The organism is Marinobacter sp. C1S70 (genome assembly GCF_000475355.1).
GTDB classification, from domain to species: Bacteria; Pseudomonadota; Gammaproteobacteria; order Pseudomonadales; family Oleiphilaceae; genus Marinobacter; species Marinobacter nauticus.
Genome location: NZ_AXBW01000018.1, coordinates 1 through 20,687, shown reverse-complemented (window position 1 = coordinate 20,687; position 20,687 = coordinate 1). Strand labels below are relative to the sequence as shown.

Genomic DNA, 20,687 nt, shown 5'->3' with positions numbered 1-20,687 from the left:
AATCCTTTTTTGTCATGATGCCTTTGCCGGGGCCTTGTCGGGCGCCAGTTCTTCGAGCATCGCTGCGATGGCGTCGAGTTTACCATCGGTTGAGTCATCATTCAGCCGGAAGCGAAAGCTGTTGGCGCCTTCGAGCCGGTATCGATCCGGAGCGGATTGCACTTTTTTAACCAGTTCGAGAGGGTCGACCGGTGTCGTTGCCCCGAACTCAAGCCGCACCCATTCCTTGCCGGCATCCACTTTCACGATGCCCAGAGTCTCTGCCTGCAAGCGTAGCTGTGCCTGGCGCATGAGGTTCTTGGCCGGGGGCGGTAATAATCCGAAGCGGTCAATCATCTCAACCTGAAGTTCTTTTAATGCCTCACGATCCTTCACGCTGGCAATACGCTTGTACAGCATCAGGCGGTTGTGGACATCTGGCAGGTAGTCGTCGGGAATCAGGGCCGGAATGCGCAGGTTCATTTCGGTGCCATGGCTGAGAGGCAGCTCGGCGTTGGGCGTGCGGCCGTCGCGAATCGCTTTTACGGCTTCGTCCAGCAGCTGCATGTAGAGGGTAAAGCCGATGCTTTCGATCTGACCGCTCTGTTCTTCACCCAGCAGCTCGCCAGCGCCCCGGATTTCCAGGTCGTGGGTGGCCAGCATGAAGCCTGCGCCCAGGTCCTGGGATTCGGAAATCGCATCCAGTCGCTTCCTGGCATCGGCGGAAATGGCCTTTGGTGGTGGTGTCAGCAGATAGGCGTACGCCTGGTGATGAGACCTGCCCACGCGACCCCGAAGCTGGTGCAGCTGCGCCAGGCCAAATTTGTCTGCCCGTTCAATAATAATGGTGTTGGCGCTGGGGATGTCGATGCCGGTTTCCACAATAGTGGTGCACACCAGTACGTTGAAACGCTTGTGGTAGAAATCCGACATGATCTGTTCCAGCTGGCGCTCGCGCATCTGGCCGTGTGCCACACCCACCCGCGCCTCCGGAATCAGTTTGCGCAGATCTTCCGCGGTTTTCTCGATGGTGGCGACATCGTTGTGCAGGAAATAGACCTGACCGCCCCGCAGGATTTCCCGCAGAATCGCTTCTTTCACCATGGCGTCGTCGCGCTGGCGCACAAAGGTTTTCACCGACAGTCGGCGGGCTGGTGGGGTGGCGATAATGGACAGGTCGCGCAGGTGGCCCATGGCCATGTTCAGGGTTCTGGGAATCGGTGTGGCGGTGAGGGTCAGCATATCCACCTCGGCCCGCAGGGATTTCAGTTTTTCCTTCTGCTGAACGCCAAACCGGTGTTCTTCGTCGATAATCACCAGCCCCAGATTCTTGAAGTTGATATCGCCTTGCAGAAGCTTGTGGGTGCCAATGACGATATCTGCCTTGCCTTCCTCTATGGCAGTGATGGCCTTGCTGGTCTGGCTGCCGCTGCGGAACCGACTCAGAAGCTCTACAGTTACCGGCGTATCCGAGAACCGGTCACGGAACGACTCGTAATGTTGCTGGGCCAGAAGAGTAGTGGGTACCAGAACGGCCACCTGTTTGCCAGACCAGGTGGCCAGAAAAGCTGCGCGCATGGCGACTTCGGTTTTACCGAAGCCGACATCGCCGCATACCAGTCGGTCCATCGGGCGTTCGCTGGTCATATCCTCGAACACCGATTCGATGGCCACCTGTTGGTCCGGCGTCTCCTCGAACGGGAATCCGGCAGCAAAGGCCCGATAGGCCTCTTTCGGGTCTTCAAACTGGAAGCCTTTCCGGGCTTCCCGGCGGGCGTAAACATCCAGCAGTTCTGCTGCGGTGTCGCGGATCTTTTCCAGCGCTTTTTGCTTGGCGTTGCTCCAGCGTTCTGTTCCGAGCTTGTGGAGCGGTGCGTGTTCCTCATCGGTGCCGGCGTAACGGGAAATCAGGTGCAGGCTGGACACCGGTACATAGAGTTTGGAGCCGCCGGCGTATTCCAGGGTCAGAAATTCGTCGGATTGGCCGCCGGCGGTGAGTGTCTCCAGCCCCTTGTAACGCCCTACGCCATGGTCGATATGCACGACCGGTGCGCCAATTCTCAGTTCAGACAGGTCCCGGTAGCCGGCATCGTCGGTTTCGGTTGGTTTCTGGCGCCGGCGACGCTGCAGCACCCGCTCGCCAAACAACGCCGTTTCGGTAATCAGTGCCAGATTCTGGTCGGGCAATACCATGCCCTGTTCCAGTGGGGCAATGGTGATGGCCAGAGTGGTGTTCTCGTTTTCGAGGAATTCCGACCAGCTCTGCACGGTTGCCAGCTTGAGCTTGTGATCGGCCAGGTTGTCGATCAGCGCCTCCCGGCGCCCGGACGATTCAGCACAGATCAGGATGCGCCCGTGGAACTCCTGGATGAACCGTTTGAGGCGCCCTGCCGGATCAGCGGCGCGCCCGTCCATGGCGACATCCGGGAGAGATTCGGTACCGCAGTTGCTGGCACCCGCGCCGTCTTCGGGCTGACTGCTGCAGGTAATGCGCGGGTAGTGTTTGAGTTGCCCGAACACTTCATCCGGCTGCAGAAACAGCTCGGTGGGGGGCAGAATAGGGCGCAGTCGATCGTGGCGGCGGTCTTCGTAACGGGCCCGCGTTTCCGCATCAAAGGCATTGACGGCATCATTGAGGCCGTTGGCAGTAAACACCAGAGTGTTGCCCGGCAGATAATCAAATAACGTGGCGGTTGCATCGAAAAACAGTGGAAGATAGTACTCAATGCCAGGCGGTGTGATGCCGTGGGTAACATCCTGGTAAACCGGCGCGTCTTTGTCGGCATTGGGGAAATATTCAAACCAGCGATTGCGAAAGCCTGAGCGGGCTTCCTTGTGCCAGGGAAATTCGTTGGCCGGCAGAAGTTCGATGCGTTCGGTTTTATCGATGGATCTCTGGGTTTCCGGGTCAAAGGTCCGGAGGGTTTCGATTTCGTCATCGAAAAGATCAATGCGGTAGGGCAGGTTAGAGCCCATGGGATAAATGTCGAGGATGGCCCCTCGTACCGCATACTCGCCGTGTTCATACACGTTGTCGGTATGATGATAACCGGCTGCCTCCAGTTGCATTCGCCAGCTGTCGATATCCAGGGTCTGGCCCACTTCCAGCAGCAGGGTGTTGCCCTGCAGATAGCTCGGGGGGGCAAGCCGGTGCATCAGGGTGCGCGCCGGTACTACGAGAATGCCGTGGCGTGTGCCGGGTAACCGGTGCAGGGAGCGAATCCGCCTCGAGGTAATGTCCTGGTGTGGCGAAAACAGATCGTAGGGCAGTGTTTCCCAGTCGGGGAGCGACAAAAGCTCAATGCCATCGGAGGAAACGGTGGCGCCGTCTTCATCCGTGGGCAGCCCCAGGAAAAACCGGATGGATTGCTCCAGCTGGATGGCTTCGCTGGTACTTTGGGTGATGACCAGTGTCAGACCTTTGTGGGCGCGGGCGCTCTCGCAGATGGCCAGGGCGTCGGCACAGCCATTCAGTTGCCCCCATTTTCTGTGGTCGGCGGCCTTTTCAGGGGCAGCGGGGGCGATAAGCGGGGCGTGGGCCTGGCCTTTGGTCATGGGGCAAGCGTTCTCCTGAATAAATGCATCATTTGCCGGGGCGGCGCTATTCTATCGCCCGGTTGTGACAGTGTCATGGTCGGGGCAGACAAACGGCTATTTGCCGTATCGCCTTTTAAGTTGGATAATGTGCGCCCCAAATTATTTCCAGTGCTATACGAGGTTCCAACCGTGAGTCACGAACAGATCAACCAGCACCTGTCCAACTGGACTGACCGGGAGTCTACCGCAGAAGCGATGATCCCGTTGATCGGCCGCCTGTACCGTAAAAACAACGTTGTTACGTCCGTATACGGCCGTGCGATCATCAACCAGTCTGTTATCGATATCATCCGCGCCCATCGTTTTGTGCGTCAGGTTGAGGACAGCGAGCTGTCTGTTCACGATACGCTGCCCATTCTCGAGGCGATGGACAAGCTGGAGCTTGGCCGCGCTCACGTGGATATTGGCAAGCTGGCGGTCAAATTCAAGGCAGAGGGCGGTGACCTCACCGAGTTCCTGAAACAGGAAATCGGCCCGGTGGTTGGCAAGTACGCCGAAGAGGCGGCCAAGGATGCCAGGGAAGAAACCAAGGATGTGGTGCTTTACGGCTTTGGCCGGATCGGCCGACTGCTGGCGCGGATCCTGGTTGAAAAGGCCGGTGGCGGCAACAACCTGCGCCTGCGTGCGATCGTTGTTCGCCAGGGTGGTGCTGACAACGATCTGGAAAAGCGTGCCAGCCTGCTGCGTCGTGACTCCGTGCATGGTCCTTTCGATGGCACCATCACGGTTGATGCCGAGAACTCTGCGCTGATCGCCAACGGCAACTTTATCAAGGTGATCTACTCTGATGGCCCGGACAAGGTGGACTACACCGAGTACGGCATCAACAACGCCATCGTGGTCGACAACACCGGTAAGTGGCGCGATGAAGCGGGCCTGGGCCTGCATCTGAAGTCCAAGGGTGTCAGTCGAGTGATTCTGACTGCGCCGGGCAAGGGCGACATCAAGAACATTGTTTATGGCATCAACAACGACTGGATCACCGACGAAGACAAGATCCTGTCTGCTGCTTCCTGTACCACCAACGCCATCACTCCGGTACTGAAGGCCATCAATGACGAGTACGGTATTGAGGATGGCCACGTTGAAACCGTTCACTCCTATACCAACGACCAGAACCTGATCGACAACTACCACAAGGGCAGTCGTCGTGGCCGCAGCGCCCCGTTGAACATGGTTATTACCGAAACCGGCGCGGCCAAAGCCGTTGCCAAAGCACTGCCGGAGCTGAAAGGCAAGCTGAGCGGTAATGCTATCCGGGTGCCGACACCGAACGTGTCCATGGCGATCCTGAATCTGAACCTGAAAAGCGACGTGGATGCCGAGCAGGTAAACGAATATCTGCGCGATATGGCGCTTCACTCCGAGCTGCAGAAGCAGATCGACTTTGTGAACTCTCCGGAAGTGGTTTCCACCGATTTCGTGGGCTCCCGTCATGCCGGTATCGTCGATGCCCAGGCTACCATCGCCAATGGCAAGCGTTTGATCCTGTACGTGTGGTACGACAACGAATTCGGCTACAGCGCCCAGGTTGTGCGTTGTGTGAACCAGATGGCCGGCGTAACCTATCCGATCTTCCCGAAGCGCGCCCGCGACTAAAGTCGTAGGCCGGTCTCGGCAGTTGATTGGCAGAAAGCCCCGGTAGCGCCAGCTGCCGGGGTTTTTTGTTACTTTGGCCGTACAAAACCATTTTTGTTACCGGTGGAAATAGGTTTCCTTAATCTCTATAATTGGCGCGATTTTGGGTATGTCTGGCACCCCGTTTCTCATCTTTTCCTGCGTCAAATGGCAAACAGCAGCAACTGCTATGGCATTTGAACCTCAAGGTGCAGCCGTTCGGCGCAATCCGGACAGGAAACCAGGGCCGCAGGGGCCGGGCGTTACAAATCCACAGAATAGTTTCTGATGATTGGATGAGGCTAATGATCAAGATCAAAAAAGGCCTGGATCTTCCCATCAGCGGCGCTCCCGAACAGACCATTACTGACGGCAAGCCGGTTCGCCACGTGGCGCTCATCGGTTTTGACTATCACGGCATGAAGCCGACGATGGCTGTGAAAGAGGGAGACCGTGTCAAGCGCGGTACGCTGCTGTTCACGGACAAGAAGACCGAAGGCGTTCGTTATACTTCCCCCGCTGCAGGCGTGGTGAAAGAAATCAATCGCGGTGAGCGTCGCGTTTTCCAGTCTGTCGTGATCGAAATTGATGGCGACGATGCGGAAACCTATGCCCGCTACAGCGATTCCGACCTCGCCGGCCTGGAACGCCAGCAGGTGGTTGATAACCTGGTAGAGTCCGGCCTGTGGACAGCTTTCCGTACACGTCCCTACAGCAAGGTTCCTGAGATCGACTCTGCGCCGAATTCGATTTTTGTGTCTGTTATGGACACCAATCCGCTGGCGGCAGACCCCACCGTTATCATCGGCGAAAATAGCAAGGCTTTTGAAAAAGGCCTGACTATTATCTCCCGCCTGACCAACGGCAAAGTGTTTGTGACCGGCAAGCCCGGCTCTAACGTTGCCGTGCCCAAGGCTGACAATATCGAAGTGCATCAGTTTGATGGCGTGCATCCGGCAGGCAATGTCGGTACCCATATCCATCACCTGGACCCGGTATCGGCCAGCAAGACTGTCTGGTCTATCAACTACCAGGATGTGATCGATATCGCCAAGCTGTTCGAAACCGGTGAAGTGCCGGTCGAGCGCATTGTCGCTATTGGTGGCCCCAAGGCTGTGAAGCCGCGCCTGGTTCGTACCCGTCTGGGTGCCAGCCTGCCGGAACTTCTGGACGGTGAAGTTGCCACAGACTGTGAAGTCCGTGCCATCTCCGGCTCTGTGTTCGGTGGCCGTCGCGGTGATGGCCCCTGTGCTTACCTGGGGCGGTTCGCCAACCAGATTACTGTTCTGGAAGAACACAGCAAACGCGAGTTCATGGGCTGGTTGTCGCCGGGTCCCAACAAGTTCTCCGTGCTGAACATCTATCTGTCCAAGCTCAATCCCGGCAAGCTGTTCAACTTCACGACCACGACCAACGGTAGTGAGCGTGCGATGGTGCCGGTGGGTGCCTATGAGCAGGTGATGCCTCTGGATATTCTGCCAACGCAGCTGCTGCGCTCGCTGATTGTGGGCGACACTGAAATGGCACAGAAACTGGGTGCCCTGGAGCTGGACGAAGAAGATCTGGCGCTGTGCACCTTCGTGTGCCCCGGCAAATATGAATACGGTCCGATTCTCCGTGAGAACCTGACCCGAATCGAGATCGAGGGCTAATACGATGGCAATCCGACAGTTTCTCGATGGAATCGAGCACCACTTTGAGAAAGGCGGCAAGTACGAGCGCTGGTATGCACTGTACGAAGCCGTTGATACCATTTTCTACTCGCCTGCGAGCGTGACCAAAACCACCGCTCATGTGCGTGACGGCATAGACCTCAAGCGCATCATGATCACGGTGTGGCTGTGTACGTTCCCGGCCATGTTCTTCGGCATGTGGAACATTGGCTTCCAGGCCAACAACTTCCTGGCTTCCAACCCGGATGCGATGATTGCCGACGGTGGACTGCGTGAGGCATTCATTACCGCACTGGCGGTAACCGGAGCCGGCGCTGGCTTGTGGGATAACTTCGTCTATGGCATGGCTTATTTCGTGCCCATTTACGCGGTTACCTTTATTGTAGGTGGCTTCTGGGAAGTCCTGTTCGCGACCGTGCGCAAGCACGAAGTGAACGAAGGTTTCTTCGTCACTTCCGTTCTGTTCGCGCTGATCTGCCCGCCGACCATCCCGCTGTGGCAGGTGGCGCTGGGTATCACCTTCGGTGTGGTTATCGGTAAGGAAGTGTTCGGCGGTACCGGCAAGAACTTCCTGAACCCGGCACTGACCGGCCGTGCTTTCCTGTACTTCGCTTATCCGGCACAGATCTCCGGCGATACCGTCTGGACGGCGGTAGACGGCTTCAGTGGCGCTACGGCCCTGAGCTGGGCTGCCTCTGGTGGCCTCGAAGCACTGGAAGCCCAGATTGGCTGGATGAACGCTTTTGTGGGCACCATTCAGGGCTCCATGGGTGAAACTTCCACTATCGCCATTCTGATTGGTGGTCTGATCCTGCTGGCCATGAAGATCGCCTCCTACCGGATTGTCGGTGGTGTGCTGATCGGCATGATCGGTATGTCGCTGCTGCTGAATCTTATCGGTTCAGAAACCAATCCGATGTTCGGCGTACCGGCACACTGGCACCTGGTTATGGGCGGCTTTGCCTTCGGTATGATGTTCATGGCAACGGATCCGGTATCTGCCGCCATGACCAACACCGGTCGCTGGTGCTTCGGTATCCTGGTGGGCGTGATGACGGTGCTGATCCGTGTGATCAACCCGGCCTTCCCTGAAGGCATCATGCTGGCGATCCTGTTCGCTAACCTGTTTGCGCCGCTGATGGACCACTACGTGGTTCAGGCCAACATCAAACGGAGGCTTGCTCGTGGCTAAAGCAAAAGATACCGTCTCCAGAACCCTGATGGTGGCGCTGGTACTGAGTATTGTGTTCTCGGTTGTGGTTTCCACGGCTGCGGTCATGCTCCGTCCCGCGCAGATCCAGAACCAGAATCTGGACATCAAAACTAACATCCTTTCTGCCGCCGGCATGCTTGAGCCAGGCTCAACCGCGCAGGACATTGAAGAGACGTTTGCACGCTTCGATGTCCGCCTGGTCGACCTCGACAAGGGCGATTTTGTAGAGCCGTCTGCTGTGGGTGTTCAGGATCCCATGAAGTACGACATGTACAAGGCTGCTTCCGATCCGGAGATGTCGACCAACATCCCGTCGTCTGAAGACAAAGCTGGCATCAAGCGTCGTCCGAACGTTGCCAAGGTCTACACCCTGAGCGAGAACGGCGAGCTGGTTCGTGTGGTGCTTCCGATTCACGGCTACGGTCTGTGGTCTACCCTGTACGGCTTCGTTTCCCTTGAAGGCGACCTCAATACTATTGAAGGTTTGGGTTTCTACGCCCACGCGGAAACGCCGGGCCTGGGTGGTGAAGTTGATAACCCGCGCTGGAAACAGCAGTGGGTAGGCAAGGAACTCTACAGTGACGATCCGACCGAACCCCAGATCCGTCTGGTGAAAGGTGGGGTCAGCGCCGATGCCAAGGACAAGGAACACAAGATTGACGCGCTCTCTGGTGCCACACTGACCAGTCGTGGTGTCGAGCAGCTCGTGAACTACTGGATGGGTGAGCGCGGCTTCGCCCCGTTCCTGAAAAAACTTCGTGAAGGGGAGGTCTGATCATGGCAGGCTCAACAGCCAAACAGGTTCTCTTCGAACCAATCTTCAGTAACAACCCGATCGCCCTTCAGATCCTTGGTATCTGTTCGGCGCTGGCGGTAACCACCAGCATGAGCGTGAGTATCGTCATGTGTCTGGCGGTTACAGCCGTTACCGCATTTTCCAACCTGGCGGTCTCTCTGGTAAGAACCCAGATCCCGGGAAGTATCCGGATCATCGTGCAGATGACCATCATTGCTTCCCTGGTCATCGTGGTAGACCAGATTCTCAAGGCCTATGCCTATGAAATCTCCAAGCAGCTATCGGTATTCGTTGGTCTGATCATCACCAACTGTATCGTTATGGGCCGCGCGGAAGGTTTCGCCATGACCAATCCGCCGCTGATGAGCTTCCTGGATGGTATCGGTAACGGCCTGGGTTATTCGGTTATTCTGCTGTTCGTGGCGTTCTTCCGTGAGCTGCTGGGTGCCGGTTCGCTGTTCGGCGTAAGCCTGATGCCTGTCGTTAACGAAGGCGGCTGGTACGTACCGAATGGTCTGCTGCTGCTGCCGCCGAGTGCGTTCTTCATCATCGGCCTGGCGATCTGGGGCCTGCGTACCTGGAAGCCGGAGCAAGTAGAAGAGCCTGACTACAAACTGTCTCGCCATACCGTCAAGGAGGCCTTCTGATGGAACACTATCTGAGCCTCCTGCTTAAGGCGATCTTTGTTGAAAACATGGCGTTGGCGTTCTTCCTGGGGATGTGTACCTTCCTGGCCATCTCCAAGAAGATCGAAGCGGCGACTGGTCTGGGTATCGCCGTTGTGGTGGTACTGACCGTCACCGTACCGGTGAATAACCTGCTTTATAACACCATCCTGCGTGAAGGTGCCCTGGACTGGGCCGGTCTGCCGAATGTGGACCTGAGCTTCCTGGGCCTGCTGACATACATCGGTGTTATCGCCGCGATCGTACAGATCATGGAAATGGTGCTGGATAAATACATTCCGGCCCTGTACGCGGCGCTGGGTGTGTTCCTGCCGCTGATTACGGTTAACTGCGCCATCCTTGGGGCGTCACTGTTCATGGTTGAGCGTGACTACACCTTTGGCGAGAGTCTGGTGTATGGCTTCGGCGCTGGCGTTGGCTGGGCTCTGGCCATCATTGCTCTGGCGGGTATCCGTGAAAAGCTCAAGTACAGCGATGTTCCGAACGGACTGCGTGGCCTTGGCATCACCTTCATTACCGTTGGTCTGATGTCACTGGGTTTCATGTCGTTCTCAGGCATCTCCCTGTAATTCACCCGGTGATTCGGTTTAACGAAAAGGCGAGACCATGAATACAGAAATTATTCTCGGCGTGGTCATGTTCACCGTTATCGTTCTGGCGCTGGTTGCGGTTATCCTCGCAGCCCGCTCCAAGCTGGTAAGCACCGGTGACGTGACCATTGAGATCAACGACGACCCCGAGCACACGCTCAAGACCGCCGCGGGCGGTAAGCTGCTGGGTACTCTGGCCAACAGCGGCATCTACCTGTCCTCTGCCTGTGGCGGTGGCGGTACCTGTGCCCAGTGCAAGTGCAAGGTTCTGGACGGCGGTGGCGCCATGCTGCCCACGGAAAAGACCCACTTCACCAACCGCGAAGAAAAAGAAGGCTGGCGCCTGTCTTGCCAGGTTCCTGTGAAGCAGGATATGAAGATTGAAGTGCCGGAAGAGTTCTTCGGTGTGAAGAAGTGGGAATGTGAGGTTATCTCCAACCACAACGTAGCTACTTTCATCAAGGAACTGGTACTGAAGTTGCCTGAAGGCGAGGAAGTAGACTTCCGCGCCGGCGGTTACGTGCAGCTGGAATGCCCTCCGTACGAAATCAACTTCAAGGATTTCGACATCGAGGAAGAGTTCCACGAGGACTGGGACAAGCACGATATCTGGCGCTACAAGGGCGTGAACAAGGAAGAAACCATCCGGGCCTATTCCATGGCGAACTACCCGGAAGAAAAAGGTCTTCTCAAGTTCAACATCCGTATCGCTACGCCGCCTCCTGGAACTGATCATCCGCCAGGTATCATGTCCACTTACGTGTTCAACCTGAAGCCGGGTGACAAGGTCACCGTCATGGGACCGTTTGGTGAGTTCTTCGCCAAGGATACCGATGCGGAAATGGTGTTTATCGGTGGTGGTGCCGGTATGGCGCCCATGCGCTCCCACATCTTCGACCAGCTCAAGCGCCTGAACTCCAAGCGCAAGATCAGCTTCTGGTACGGTGCCCGTAGTGTGCGCGAAATGTTCTATGTGGAAGACTTTGACGGTCTGGCTGCCGAGAACGACAACTTCGAGTGGCACGTGGCGCTTTCAGATCCGCTGCCGAGCGATGACTGGGATGGCCCCACCGGCTTTATCCACAATGTGTTGTACGAAAACTATCTGAAGGATCATCCTGCTCCGGAAGACTGTGAGTTCTACATGTGTGGACCCCCAATCATGAACGCGTCTGTGATCAAGATGTTGAAAGATCTTGGTGTAGAGGACGAGAACATCATGCTGGATGACTTCGGAGGTTAATCAAACCGCATGACATCCCGCATGTTCCGACCCGCCAGGGTAGCCGTGGTCAGCGTCTTTATGGCGCTGGCTCTGGCCACCCTGGCGGGTTGTTCGTTTCAGGAAGAAGAAAAAGTCTGGGAGATCTCTGGCGGGATTTTCGGGACGACCTATCACATTAACGTCGTATTGCCAGAAGATGAGCAACGGCTTCAGACTCTGGCCAAGGGCATCGAGAGCACGCTGGATCAGGTGGACAATGCCATGTCGACCTGGAAGCCGGATTCCGAGCTGTCTCAGTTGAACAGTCTGCGGGACCAGTCGGAGTGGGTTGAGCTTTCGCCGGCATTGTTCGAGGTTATCCGGCGGTCAGTCGAGATTGCTGAACTGACGGGTGGGGCGTTCGACGTGACCATTGGCCCGGTAGTGAATCTCTGGGGGTTTGGGCCCAAGGCGCGGCCTGAACAGATACCCTCCGACGATGAACTGAACACCGTACTTGGTGGCACCGGTTGGGAGCACCTGGAGTTCGATGAATTGGCCAGTGCCATTCGCAGCGAGAAGCCCCAGTACATTGATCTGTCGGGTATTGCCAAGGGCTATGGCGTGGATGCGGTGGCCCGTTACCTCGACAGTGAAGGTGTTGGCGCTTACCTTGTGGAAGTGGGCGGCGAAGTGCGTACCAATGGACGCAAGCCGGACGGTACCGCTTGGCGTCTGGCTATTGAGCAACCGATAGAGCAGGGCCGGGCAGTAAATAGTGTGGTGGCGCTGGATGCTCAGGCCATGGCGACGTCCGGCGATTATCGTAACTATTACGAATCGAACGGCCAGCGGTACTCCCATACAATAGATCCTGAGACGGGAAAGCCTATTGGTCATCGACTGGCCTCGGTTACGGTTATTGCAGAAGACTGTATGACGGCAGATGCTCTGGCAACCGGCTTTAATGTGATGGGTTTTGACAAGGCCATGGGCCTGGCAACCCGTGAAAACATTCCCGCATTTTTTATTGTGAGGGGAGACAACGGCTTTGAAACCCATCAGACACCGGCGTTCTCGTCTTACCTTGTCCAGTAAAGGAGGGCAGTAATGGGTACCTTTCTTTTGGTGTTGTTTATTGTGGTGCTGCTGATTGCCGGTATGTCGATCGGTGTGATTTTCGGTCGAAAGCCGATCAGCGGAACCTGCGGTGGTATTGGCGCTCTGGGAATCAGTACTTCCTGTGAGATTTGCGGGGGCAATACCCAGAAATGCGAAGAGAGCCGGAGCGGCTCGGATGAGCCAGTAAAAGCGGAAGACCTGGCATACGATGCCACCAAGGCCGACAAATAACCGCTCCAGGCCAACAATACATTAATAACTATAGCTACGCTTTCAGAGTGTAGATAAGGAGTCAGTGCGCGCATGGCAGAGCATCATTACGACGTGGTGGTTATTGGCGCCGGTCCTTCGGGAGAAGGGGCGGCAATGAATGCGGCGAAGCACAACAGGCGCGTCGCGATCATTGAAGACAAGCCTACGGTTGGCGGTAACTGCACCCACTGGGGCACCATTCCGTCCAAGGCACTGCGTCACTCGGTCAAGCAGATCATCACCTTCAACACCAACCAGATGTTCCGGGACATTGGTGAACCGCGCTGGTTCTCTTTTCCGCGAGTATTGCAGAACGCCCAGAAGGTGATTGGCAAACAGGTGAAGCTGCGCACTCAGTTCTATTCCCGTAACCGGGTAGACCTTATCAACGGCCGTGCCGCATTTGTCGACAAGCACCGGTTGGAAATCCGTGGCAACAAGTCCGTGGAAACCATCCATTTCAAACAGGCCATCATTGCCACCGGTTCCCGCCCGTACCTGCCGCCCGATGTCGACTTCCGTCATCATCGGATCTACAACTCAGACTCCATTCTGAATCTGTCCCACACCCCGCGTACCCTGATTATCTACGGTGCCGGTGTCATTGGGTCGGAATACGCCTCCATCTTTGCTGGACTGGGTGTGAAGGTAGACCTGATCAACCCGGGCAGTCGCTTGCTGTCGTTCCTGGATGATGAAATTTCCGATGCCCTGAGTTACCACCTGCGTAACAACGGTGTATTGGTTCGCCACAATGAGCAGTATGAATCCGTGAAAGGTGACGATCACGGCGTTGTACTGTCACTGCAATCCGGCAAGAAGATTCGGGCCGATGCGTTCCTGTGGTGTAATGGCCGTAGCGGCAATACCGAGAATCTGGGGCTTGAGAACGTGGGCCTGACACCGAACAGCCGGGGCCAGCTGGCGGTAGACGAGCATTACCGCACGGAAGTCGAGCATATCTATGCTGCCGGCGATGTGATTGGCTGGCCAAGCCTGGCCAGTGCCGCTTACGACCAGGGGCGGGCGGCCTCGTCTGACATTACCCAGGACGAGTATTTCCGCTTTGTGGACGACGTGCCTACCGGAATTTATACCATTCCGGAAATCAGCTCTGTTGGTAAAACCGAGCGCGAACTGACCGAAGCCAAAGTGCCATACGATGTCGGCCAGGCGTTCTTCAAGGATCTGGCGAGGGCGCAGATTACCGGCGAAGCCGTGGGCATGCTGAAGATTCTGTTCCACCGGGAGACCCGGGAAATTCTGGGGATACACTGCTTTGGTGACCAGGCTGCCGAGATTGTTCACATCGGCCAGGCCATTATGAATCAGGAAGGGGAAGCCAATTCCCTGAACTACTTCATCAATACCACCTTCAACTATCCGACCATGGCGGAAGCCTATCGGGTAGCTGCCCTGAACGGTCTGAACCGTATCTTCTGATCAGACCGTTGCCCACCAGAGCTTTGCTTCAGGCGGGCTCTGGTGAGGTTTCCCGGATCGGCAGATTCAACACCGCCTTGGCCCGGTTGTCGAAAAACATACGGGTGCTGGTGGGGTAATCGGTGATAATACTGTCGACCCCCATCTCTTCCAGAAGCAGCATGTCGTGGATACGGTTAACCGTCCAGGTAGAGACATGCATGTTCCGTCGATGTGCCGTCTCGACCATGCCTTTGGTCAGAATTTTCCAGTTCACACAGAAATATTCGCAGCCCAGCCGGGTGGCCAGGTTCAGTGGCTTGGGAAACTTGCGCTCGGCTACCAGGCCGATGCGTATGTTTTTGTCGCGCCGCCGGATTTCTCGCAGAAACCAGGGATCGGACGAGGTGATGGCGGCCGTCTGGTACAAATCCCGGCGCTGGATGATCTCGGTCAGGCGATTGCACAGGATGTTCAGCCTGTGCCGTGCATCCTTTTTCACTTCCAGTTGAAGGTGCTCAATGTCATCAAACTGATCGAGCAGATTCTCCAGCGAGGGAATACCGGTTTTCCGGGACCATGAGCTGGTATTGCGGCGCGCATCCATCTCGGCCAGTTCGGCGGCGGTATACTTGCCGACACTGCCTTTCTGGCCGGTGGTACGGTCCACGGTCAGATCGTGCACCAGTACCGGGATGCCGTCTTTAGACAGCACCAGATCCAGCTCAAAATGCCGGATGCCATGCCGGTGGGCATGGATGAAGCCAGGCATGGTGTTTTCCGGAGCCTCTCCTTTGGCTCCACGGTGACCATAAACGATCATTCTGCTGTAGTTTCCCTGAGGCGTTGGTAGATGGCCTGGCGTTTCTTCCAGGTCTCGTGGCACAGGCGAATATCTTCCAGGTAGGCCGGCAGTTCGCTCATCAGAAGCGCCTGAGGGCCGTCAACCAGGGCTTTCTCCGGTTTTGGGTGGAAGTCCACCAGCACCATGTTGGCGCCGGCAATGACGCCCTGTGCGGTCGCATGCATCACATCAAGAATACCATCCGGTGACTGGTCCCGGCTGCCCACGGAGTGTGATGGGTCCACACACACCGGCATGCGGGTCAGGCGTTTTACCGCAGGCACATGGGCAAAATCCACCATATTGCGGTGGGGCAGGCCGGCCTCGGTTTTCATGCCGCGTAAACAGAAAATGACGTTGGCGTTGCCCTCGCTGGCCAGATACTCGGCTGCGTTCAGGGATTCGTTCAGGGTGATACCGAAACCACGTTTGAGGAGCACCGGATAGGTGCTCTGCCGGCCAATGGCCTTGAGCAGTTCGAAGTTCTGGGTGTTGCGGGTGCCTACCTGCAGCATCACGCCGGTTGGCCGGCCGAGTTTTTCCAGGCAAGTGTCGATTTCCTCGATATGGCTTTCGTGGGTGATTTCCATGGCAATCACCTTGATACCATGCTTGCCTGCTTTCTCGAACACCCAGGGTAGACAGCCCTTGCCGTGGCCCTGGAAGGAGTAAGGGTTGGTGCGCGGCTTGTAGGCCCCCATTCGGGTACATACCTCACCGTTGTCTTCCAGCGCCTGCAGCATCATTTCCACATGCTCGGGCACGTCCACCGCACAAAGGCCGGCGAAAATGTTCAGGTTGTTCTGGCTGAACTCCACGCCATTATAAGTAAACCCACTCTGGCGTTGGTCATCCTTGTGGCGGCCAAGAATCCTGTAATCCTCGGAAATCCGGATGGCGCGTTCCACCGCCGGCAGGGCTTCAATTTCTGCTTTTTCCAGGGATTTGGTGTCGCCCAGCAGGTAGATTTCGGTCAGTCGCTGGCTGGCACCCTGAATTTCGTGTACCCGGATACTGACGCCCGGAAGGTTTTCCAGGTATTCCATGGTCTGGCGATAGGCTTCACTATCGAGCGCGGTATTGGGGTGAAGAATGGCTAACATGGAATCTCCTTGAATCAGGATGCGGATTCTTCCGCCCGGTGCCGGGCCTGCATGAACTCGCGATGATTAAGATGCAGCAGGTCTGCCATTCGGCGAATAAGGTGTTCCTCGTATTTGTCGATACGGCCGTCGGCAAAGGCTACCCGCCAGATGCTCTCCAACAGGGATTGCTTCTGTTGCTGATCCAGATGATCGTTAATCTGCCCGGTAAACTGATACAACGACGTGGCGTCCTCGGCGTGGGCGAGGGCATCGTGCAGGATTTCCTCAGCCTCTTCCCGGGTAATCTGATGAGCCCTCACTGCACAGTCGACAATGGTCTTCAGTTCCCGCTCATCTTCCTGGTTGTCGACCCGTGACAGTTGCACCATCAGGGCCGTGGCTGCCACGGCTAGTTGATGTGCATCCGGCTCGACCGGCTCTGACTCGGCAACGGAAAACAGTTTCTTCAGGCGTTCGATCATGGTCAGTTACTTCGTTTCAACAAATGTCAGGCCGCCTGGGCGAGCTGGCGGACCCGGTGCTCCAGTTCGATCTGGTCTGCCGCAAAACGGCGAATGCCATCAGCCAGCTTTTCGGTGGCCATGGCGTCATCGTTGGATTCCCAGCGGAACTGCTTCTCGTTAATCTGGCCTGGCTTGTCGTGCGAGGAGGCCGTCTCCGGGTTGAGTTTCCTGGCCAGAGTGCCCTGATCATCCTTCAACTCCTGCAGCAGTGCCGGACTGATGGTGAGCCGGTCGCAGCCGGCCAGCATTTCGATTTCGCCGGTGTTGCGGAAGCTGGCACCCATTACCACCGTGTTGAAGCCATTGGCCTTGTAGTAATTGTAGATGCGTGAAACCGAAAGTACGCCAGGATCTTCCTCGGCCGGATAGCTGTCGCGCCCGGAGCTGGCCAGGTGCCAGTCGAGGATACGGCCAACGAACGGTGAAATCAGATGGGCGCCGGCCTGGGCGCACGCCACTGCCTGCACAAAAGAGAAGAGCAGCGTCAGATTGCAGCGGATGCCTTCTTTCTCAAGCTGCTCTGCTGCACGGATACCCTCCCAGGTGGAGGCAATCTTGATCAAAACACGGTTAGTGTCCACGCCCTGGCGGTCGTAAAAGTCCACCAGGCGGCGGGCACGTTCCAGAGTGGCGGAGGTGTCGAAGGACAAACGGGCATCTACCTCGGTGGAGACCACGCCCGGAATCAGCCCGAGAATTTCCTTGCCCGCCAACACTGCCAGCATGTCGGTTGCGACCGTCAGCTGTTCGGCATCCGAGCCACCGTGTTTGGCCGCATAGGCCACGGCCTTTTCCAGCATGGGTCGATACGCCTCTGAGGCCGCGGCCTTCAGCAGCAGGGAAGGGTTGGTGGTGGCGTCTTCCGGGCGCCACTGCCGGATAGCATCAATATCGCCGGTGTCGGCCACAACCGTGGTCATGGTTTTAAGCTGTTCGAGTTTGCTGTTCATTCGTCCTGTCATCCCGATGGTTCGGTGTTATCCGGGCATTCATCCACAATGCCCTTTTAACTCCTACAATAACGGCAGCTTACGACAGTAACAAGACAACAATAGGTATGGTGGCAATCAGGTTTCCAAACTGGGTTCCGGTTCTCTGACTTTCGCCAGCGCCTGTTCGACCACTTCCAGCCCGGAGCCGGGTTTGTTGGCATTCTCACTCAGGTGACGGCGGAACTGCCGTCCCCCCGGCTGCCCGAGGAACAGGCCCATGATATGGCGGGTAATGTGGGTGAGGTACACGCCCCGGTCCAGTTCCTGCTGAATGAACGGGAACATGGCCCGGAGGGCCTCATGGCGGCTGGTAACGGCCGGTGGCTCACCAAATAGTTCAGTGTCTACCTCGGCCAGCAACCAGGGATTGTGGTAGGCCTCTCGCCCCAGCATCACGCCATCGGTGTGGGCCAGATGCTCATGGCAGTCCTCGAAGGTCTTGATGCCGCCATTGATGATAATCTCCAGGTCTGGATAGGCCTGTTTCAGACGATACACCCAGTCGTATTTGAGGGGTGGAATATCGCGGTTCTCCTTCGGGCTCAAGCCTTCAAGAACGGCGATGCGGGCATGCACAATGAACGTTTTGCAGCCGGCTGCTGACACGGTTTCAATAAACTCGCACAGCTCCTCCCAGGATTCCCGGCCGTTGATACCAATGCGGTGCTTTACCGTAACCGGAAGGTCGGTGGCTTCAATCATTGCGGCCACGCCCTCTGCTACCTTGTCTGGATGGCCCATCAGGCAGGCACCGATCATGTTGTTCTGCACCCGGTCGCTGGGGCAACCCACGTTCAGGTTAACCTCGCTGAACCCGAACTGTTGCGCCAGCCGCGCGCAATGGGCCAACTCGTTAGCATCGCTGCCGCCGAGCTGAAGTGCCAGCGGATATTCTGAGGCATCGTGGCGCAGAAAGCGCTCGGTATCGCCATGGATGAGCGCACCTGTGGTGACCATTTCTGTATAAAGCAGTGCCCGCTTGCTGAGGATGCGGGCCAGGTAACGAAAGTGCGGGGTGGTCCAGTCCATCATGGGGGCGACGCAGAACCGGCGGGACGGACGTTGGATGATTTGTTGAGACGTCATGAAATCCTGAGATCAAGGCAATTTAGGGCACCAATTCTACCACGATCCCAATTCGGGAGCAGGCATCCCGGATGCGTTTGGTGGGATCAAATAAAGATGGCGGGGCCTTGCTTCTACGAACTGGTTGAACCTATTGCCTGCGGATCCAGTAGTCAGGTTCTCGATGTAGATTCATGACTGCAAGAATATAAATCCCACTGTTTTTTTCAACATAAAGAATGCCATATGGAAAACGTTTGACGAGTGAGCGTCTTACAGGTTCTCGAATGAAGCTCCAGGCTTTCGGGTATTTGACGGCCCTGCCTATCGCAAGTAGAGCTTCATCCGCCAACTCTATGCCGAGACCGGGTTGTATGGATTCGTAATAGTCAATTGCATCGTTGAACTCCGCTTCCGCTGCGGGATGAAAACTGTATTCCATTACTTTCCGAGCCGGCTCCTGATTTTGTTGAAAACTTCTTCACCTGGAATAGCCTCGACTGCCCCTGAATCCAATTCTGCTAACCGCTTCTCAGCTACGTTAGCCCATTTCTCGTCGACGTCTGACTCTATGGGGTTGAGACTTTTCAGAAGAGACTCGATCATAAGTGCGCGTTCATCAACAGGAAGGGCGTTAGCCTCGTCTATCAGTTCCTGTATTCGCATTGTCCCACTCCTCCAAAAACGCAATTCTTGATATCTATAGCCTCTTTCGACAAGGCATGAAATTCATCAAACTGCCTTATTCTGGCAGACCTCTAAACCCTAATCCATATCTCTCTGTAGCTCATCGCAGACCTGTAAGCCTGAATCATCAAAGGATTCGGGGTGGAGCAAGTACTGGCCTGAGGCCAGCTCCACAACATAAAAGAAGCTATCTCCCGGAGAGCCGCCCAGGACCCTCTCAAATACACTACTGTCGCGCCGAACCACTGTTCCGGTGAAGAGAATTTGCCCCGCGGGCATTGGGCGCTCATCATTGAAAAGGTCACGGTCAAATATGACCCCCCGGAAACCGTGGCGGCGGGCGAGAATGGATTCTGTTGCATCAAGCTCGGGAGTGGCGAGGGCGATAAACAGCTGTCCTCCCTTGGTTAGCTTCAGGAGGTCGAGACCATTTACTTTGGCAGGCTCTGTGCACTCGGGATAGACCTCATAGTGAGGGTTCAGCCATCCACCCACGGAGATGGATGGGGCAATCAGAAAAAGGGAGAACAGAACAAGGTTGGTTATTCTGAGGCAATTCATCACGCGATCCTTGCGTTGTCGGGATGTTTATCACGATGGACGAAGATCATATCACCAAGCCAGCACACGATGGTTAAGTCTTTGGCGTTGTTTGATGGGGCTGACAGGTGTTTTATCGCTGATGACTTTCGGCTTGCCCGCAAACGCCACCCCATGGGCGTTCTCGCTCCAACAAGGTCGGATGGACCTGGCGCTGCCTGACTATGAAATCGCCGGCTGGAAAGCGACGGGCATTCACGCAGATATCGTCAATTCTGTTGAAGCAAGTAACAAGCAGGTCGGCGTTACCTTCCGCCCGGGGTCCCGGCTGACAATAGCCCGCATTGCCCGGCAATCCGGAAGCACCCCCGCAGAGTTAATAGATGTTCAGCTGGATCTCGCGGATACCGAGGTAGCCGTTGATCTTGGCGCCCCCGGTGCTATGCCGGAACGCACGCGCATCTCCGGAAATGTGCGCATCGACGTAGCGGAGATCCGCCACCCGAGCCTGAAGCCCCAACGCTGGTGGTTTCAGGGCGAGACGAGCGGAACGCTGGCAGATCTGAAACTTGAAGGGACGCTGAATGCCAGCTCGGGCCTGACAGCCGATCTGGTCTTGCGCAACCAGTTGGCGAGCAACTTGGCTGCCCACATCAGCACGACCATGGCTGCGCAGAACGCAGGAGAGGCGCTTGCGGCCACGCTCCTGAACTGGCCGGAACTGCTCGCCCTGGACAGCGGTGAACTGACACTTCAGGCAAATCTCAGGTTGAATTCCACCTGAATCAGTGACTCCGCT

Annotated in this window: 20 protein-coding genes; 11 read left to right on the top strand and 9 right to left on the bottom strand. The window is 56.5% G+C overall.

Annotated features, from left to right (window positions below; all coding sequences use genetic code 11):
- Positions 1-12: 12 nt before the first annotated feature.
- Positions 13-3,534, bottom strand: coding sequence for a transcription-repair coupling factor (gene mfd / locus Q669_RS05885; RefSeq protein ID WP_022991582.1), 3,522 nt, complete (start codon positions 3,532-3,534; stop codon positions 13-15).
- 237 nt (positions 3,535-3,771) lie between these two features.
- Between mfd and Q669_RS05880 the strand changes: the two genes are divergently transcribed.
- The 10 genes from Q669_RS05880 to sthA all read left to right on the top strand — a co-directional run bounded on the left by Q669_RS05880 (position 3,772) and on the right by sthA (position 14,172).
- Complete coding sequence (locus Q669_RS05880) at positions 3,772-5,175, top strand: glyceraldehyde-3-phosphate dehydrogenase (RefSeq protein WP_413771510.1); 1,404 nt, start codon at positions 3,772-3,774, stop codon at positions 5,173-5,175.
- A 323-nt stretch (positions 5,176-5,498) separates the two neighbouring features.
- The gene (locus tag Q669_RS05875; protein WP_014421081.1) at positions 5,499-6,845 is read left to right on the top strand and encodes a Na(+)-translocating NADH-quinone reductase subunit A; all 1,347 of its coding nucleotides are present in this window, start codon (positions 5,499-5,501) and stop codon (positions 6,843-6,845) included.
- A gap of 4 nt (positions 6,846-6,849) precedes the next feature.
- A complete protein-coding gene (locus Q669_RS05870) occupies positions 6,850-8,058 on the top strand; it encodes an NADH:ubiquinone reductase (Na(+)-transporting) subunit B (protein WP_011785404.1) in 1,209 nt (402 codons plus the stop codon).
- Complete coding sequence (locus tag Q669_RS05865; protein WP_022991580.1) at positions 8,051-8,854, top strand: Na(+)-translocating NADH-quinone reductase subunit C; 804 nt, start codon at positions 8,051-8,053, stop codon at positions 8,852-8,854. Before Q669_RS05870 ends, Q669_RS05865 begins: the two co-directional genes overlap by 8 nt.
- Positions 8,855-8,856: 2 nt before the next feature.
- On the top strand, positions 8,857-9,522 hold the full coding sequence (locus Q669_RS05860) for an NADH:ubiquinone reductase (Na(+)-transporting) subunit D (protein ID WP_014421083.1): 666 nt from the start codon (positions 8,857-8,859) through the stop codon (positions 9,520-9,522).
- Positions 9,522-10,130: an NADH:ubiquinone reductase (Na(+)-transporting) subunit E gene (nqrE, locus tag Q669_RS05855; protein ID WP_011785401.1), complete on the top strand. Its 609-nt coding sequence runs from the start codon at positions 9,522-9,524 to the stop codon at positions 10,128-10,130. The genes Q669_RS05860 and nqrE overlap by 1 nt, the downstream gene beginning before the upstream one ends.
- A gap of 37 nt (positions 10,131-10,167) precedes the next feature.
- On the top strand, positions 10,168-11,394 hold the full coding sequence (gene nqrF / locus Q669_RS05850; RefSeq protein WP_022991579.1) for an NADH:ubiquinone reductase (Na(+)-transporting) subunit F: 1,227 nt from the start codon (positions 10,168-10,170) through the stop codon (positions 11,392-11,394).
- A gap of 9 nt (positions 11,395-11,403) precedes the next feature.
- Positions 11,404-12,453 (top strand): FAD:protein FMN transferase, encoded by a 1,050-nt coding sequence (locus Q669_RS05845; protein ID WP_036148958.1) that lies wholly within the window; start codon positions 11,404-11,406, stop codon positions 12,451-12,453.
- A gap of 12 nt (positions 12,454-12,465) precedes the next feature.
- Positions 12,466-12,708 (top strand): (Na+)-NQR maturation NqrM, encoded by a 243-nt coding sequence (gene nqrM, locus Q669_RS05840; protein WP_011785398.1) that lies wholly within the window; start codon positions 12,466-12,468, stop codon positions 12,706-12,708.
- A 72-nt stretch (positions 12,709-12,780) separates the two neighbouring features.
- Positions 12,781-14,172 (top strand): Si-specific NAD(P)(+) transhydrogenase, encoded by a 1,392-nt coding sequence (gene sthA, locus Q669_RS05835; protein WP_011785397.1) that lies wholly within the window; start codon positions 12,781-12,783, stop codon positions 14,170-14,172.
- Between the two features lie 28 nt (positions 14,173-14,200).
- On the opposite strand, the gene Q669_RS05830 is transcribed toward sthA, so the two are convergent.
- The 8 genes from Q669_RS05830 to Q669_RS05795 all read right to left on the bottom strand — a co-directional run bounded on the left by Q669_RS05830 (position 14,201) and on the right by Q669_RS05795 (position 19,909).
- Entirely contained in the window at positions 14,201-14,974 is a 774-nt protein-coding gene (locus tag Q669_RS05830) for a glycerophosphodiester phosphodiesterase (protein ID WP_011785396.1), read from the bottom strand.
- Positions 14,971-16,098 carry a 3-deoxy-7-phosphoheptulonate synthase gene (locus tag Q669_RS05825; RefSeq protein WP_014421087.1) on the bottom strand — a complete coding sequence of 376 codons (1,128 nt, stop codon included), beginning with the start codon at positions 16,096-16,098 and terminating at the stop codon, positions 14,971-14,973. Before Q669_RS05825 ends, Q669_RS05830 begins: the two co-directional genes overlap by 4 nt.
- Positions 16,099-16,112: 14 nt before the next feature.
- A complete protein-coding gene (locus Q669_RS05820; protein ID WP_022991577.1) occupies positions 16,113-16,562 on the bottom strand; it encodes a TerB family tellurite resistance protein in 450 nt (149 codons plus the stop codon).
- Positions 16,563-16,588: 26 nt separating this feature from the next.
- Complete coding sequence (gene tal / locus Q669_RS05815) at positions 16,589-17,554, bottom strand: transaldolase (RefSeq protein ID WP_022991576.1); 966 nt, start codon at positions 17,552-17,554, stop codon at positions 16,589-16,591.
- A gap of 117 nt (positions 17,555-17,671) precedes the next feature.
- Positions 17,672-18,682 carry a tRNA dihydrouridine(20/20a) synthase DusA gene (gene dusA / locus Q669_RS05810; RefSeq protein ID WP_036148955.1) on the bottom strand — a complete coding sequence of 337 codons (1,011 nt, stop codon included), beginning with the start codon at positions 18,680-18,682 and terminating at the stop codon, positions 17,672-17,674.
- Positions 18,683-18,812: 130 nt separating this feature from the next.
- Entirely contained in the window at positions 18,813-19,103 is a 291-nt protein-coding gene (locus tag Q669_RS05805; RefSeq protein WP_022991574.1) for a hypothetical protein, read from the bottom strand.
- Positions 19,103-19,327, bottom strand: coding sequence for an addiction module protein (locus Q669_RS05800; RefSeq protein ID WP_022991573.1), 225 nt, complete (start codon positions 19,325-19,327; stop codon positions 19,103-19,105). The genes Q669_RS05805 and Q669_RS05800 overlap by 1 nt, the downstream gene beginning before the upstream one ends.
- A 99-nt stretch (positions 19,328-19,426) precedes the next feature.
- A complete protein-coding gene (locus tag Q669_RS05795; protein ID WP_022991572.1) occupies positions 19,427-19,909 on the bottom strand; it encodes a hypothetical protein in 483 nt (160 codons plus the stop codon).
- 121 nt (positions 19,910-20,030) lie between these two features.
- Here Q669_RS05795 and Q669_RS05790 point away from each other — a divergent pair, with 121 nt between their 5' ends.
- A complete protein-coding gene (locus Q669_RS05790; RefSeq protein WP_227501057.1) occupies positions 20,031-20,672 on the top strand; it encodes a hypothetical protein in 642 nt (213 codons plus the stop codon).
- Positions 20,673-20,687: the final 15 nt, after the last annotated feature.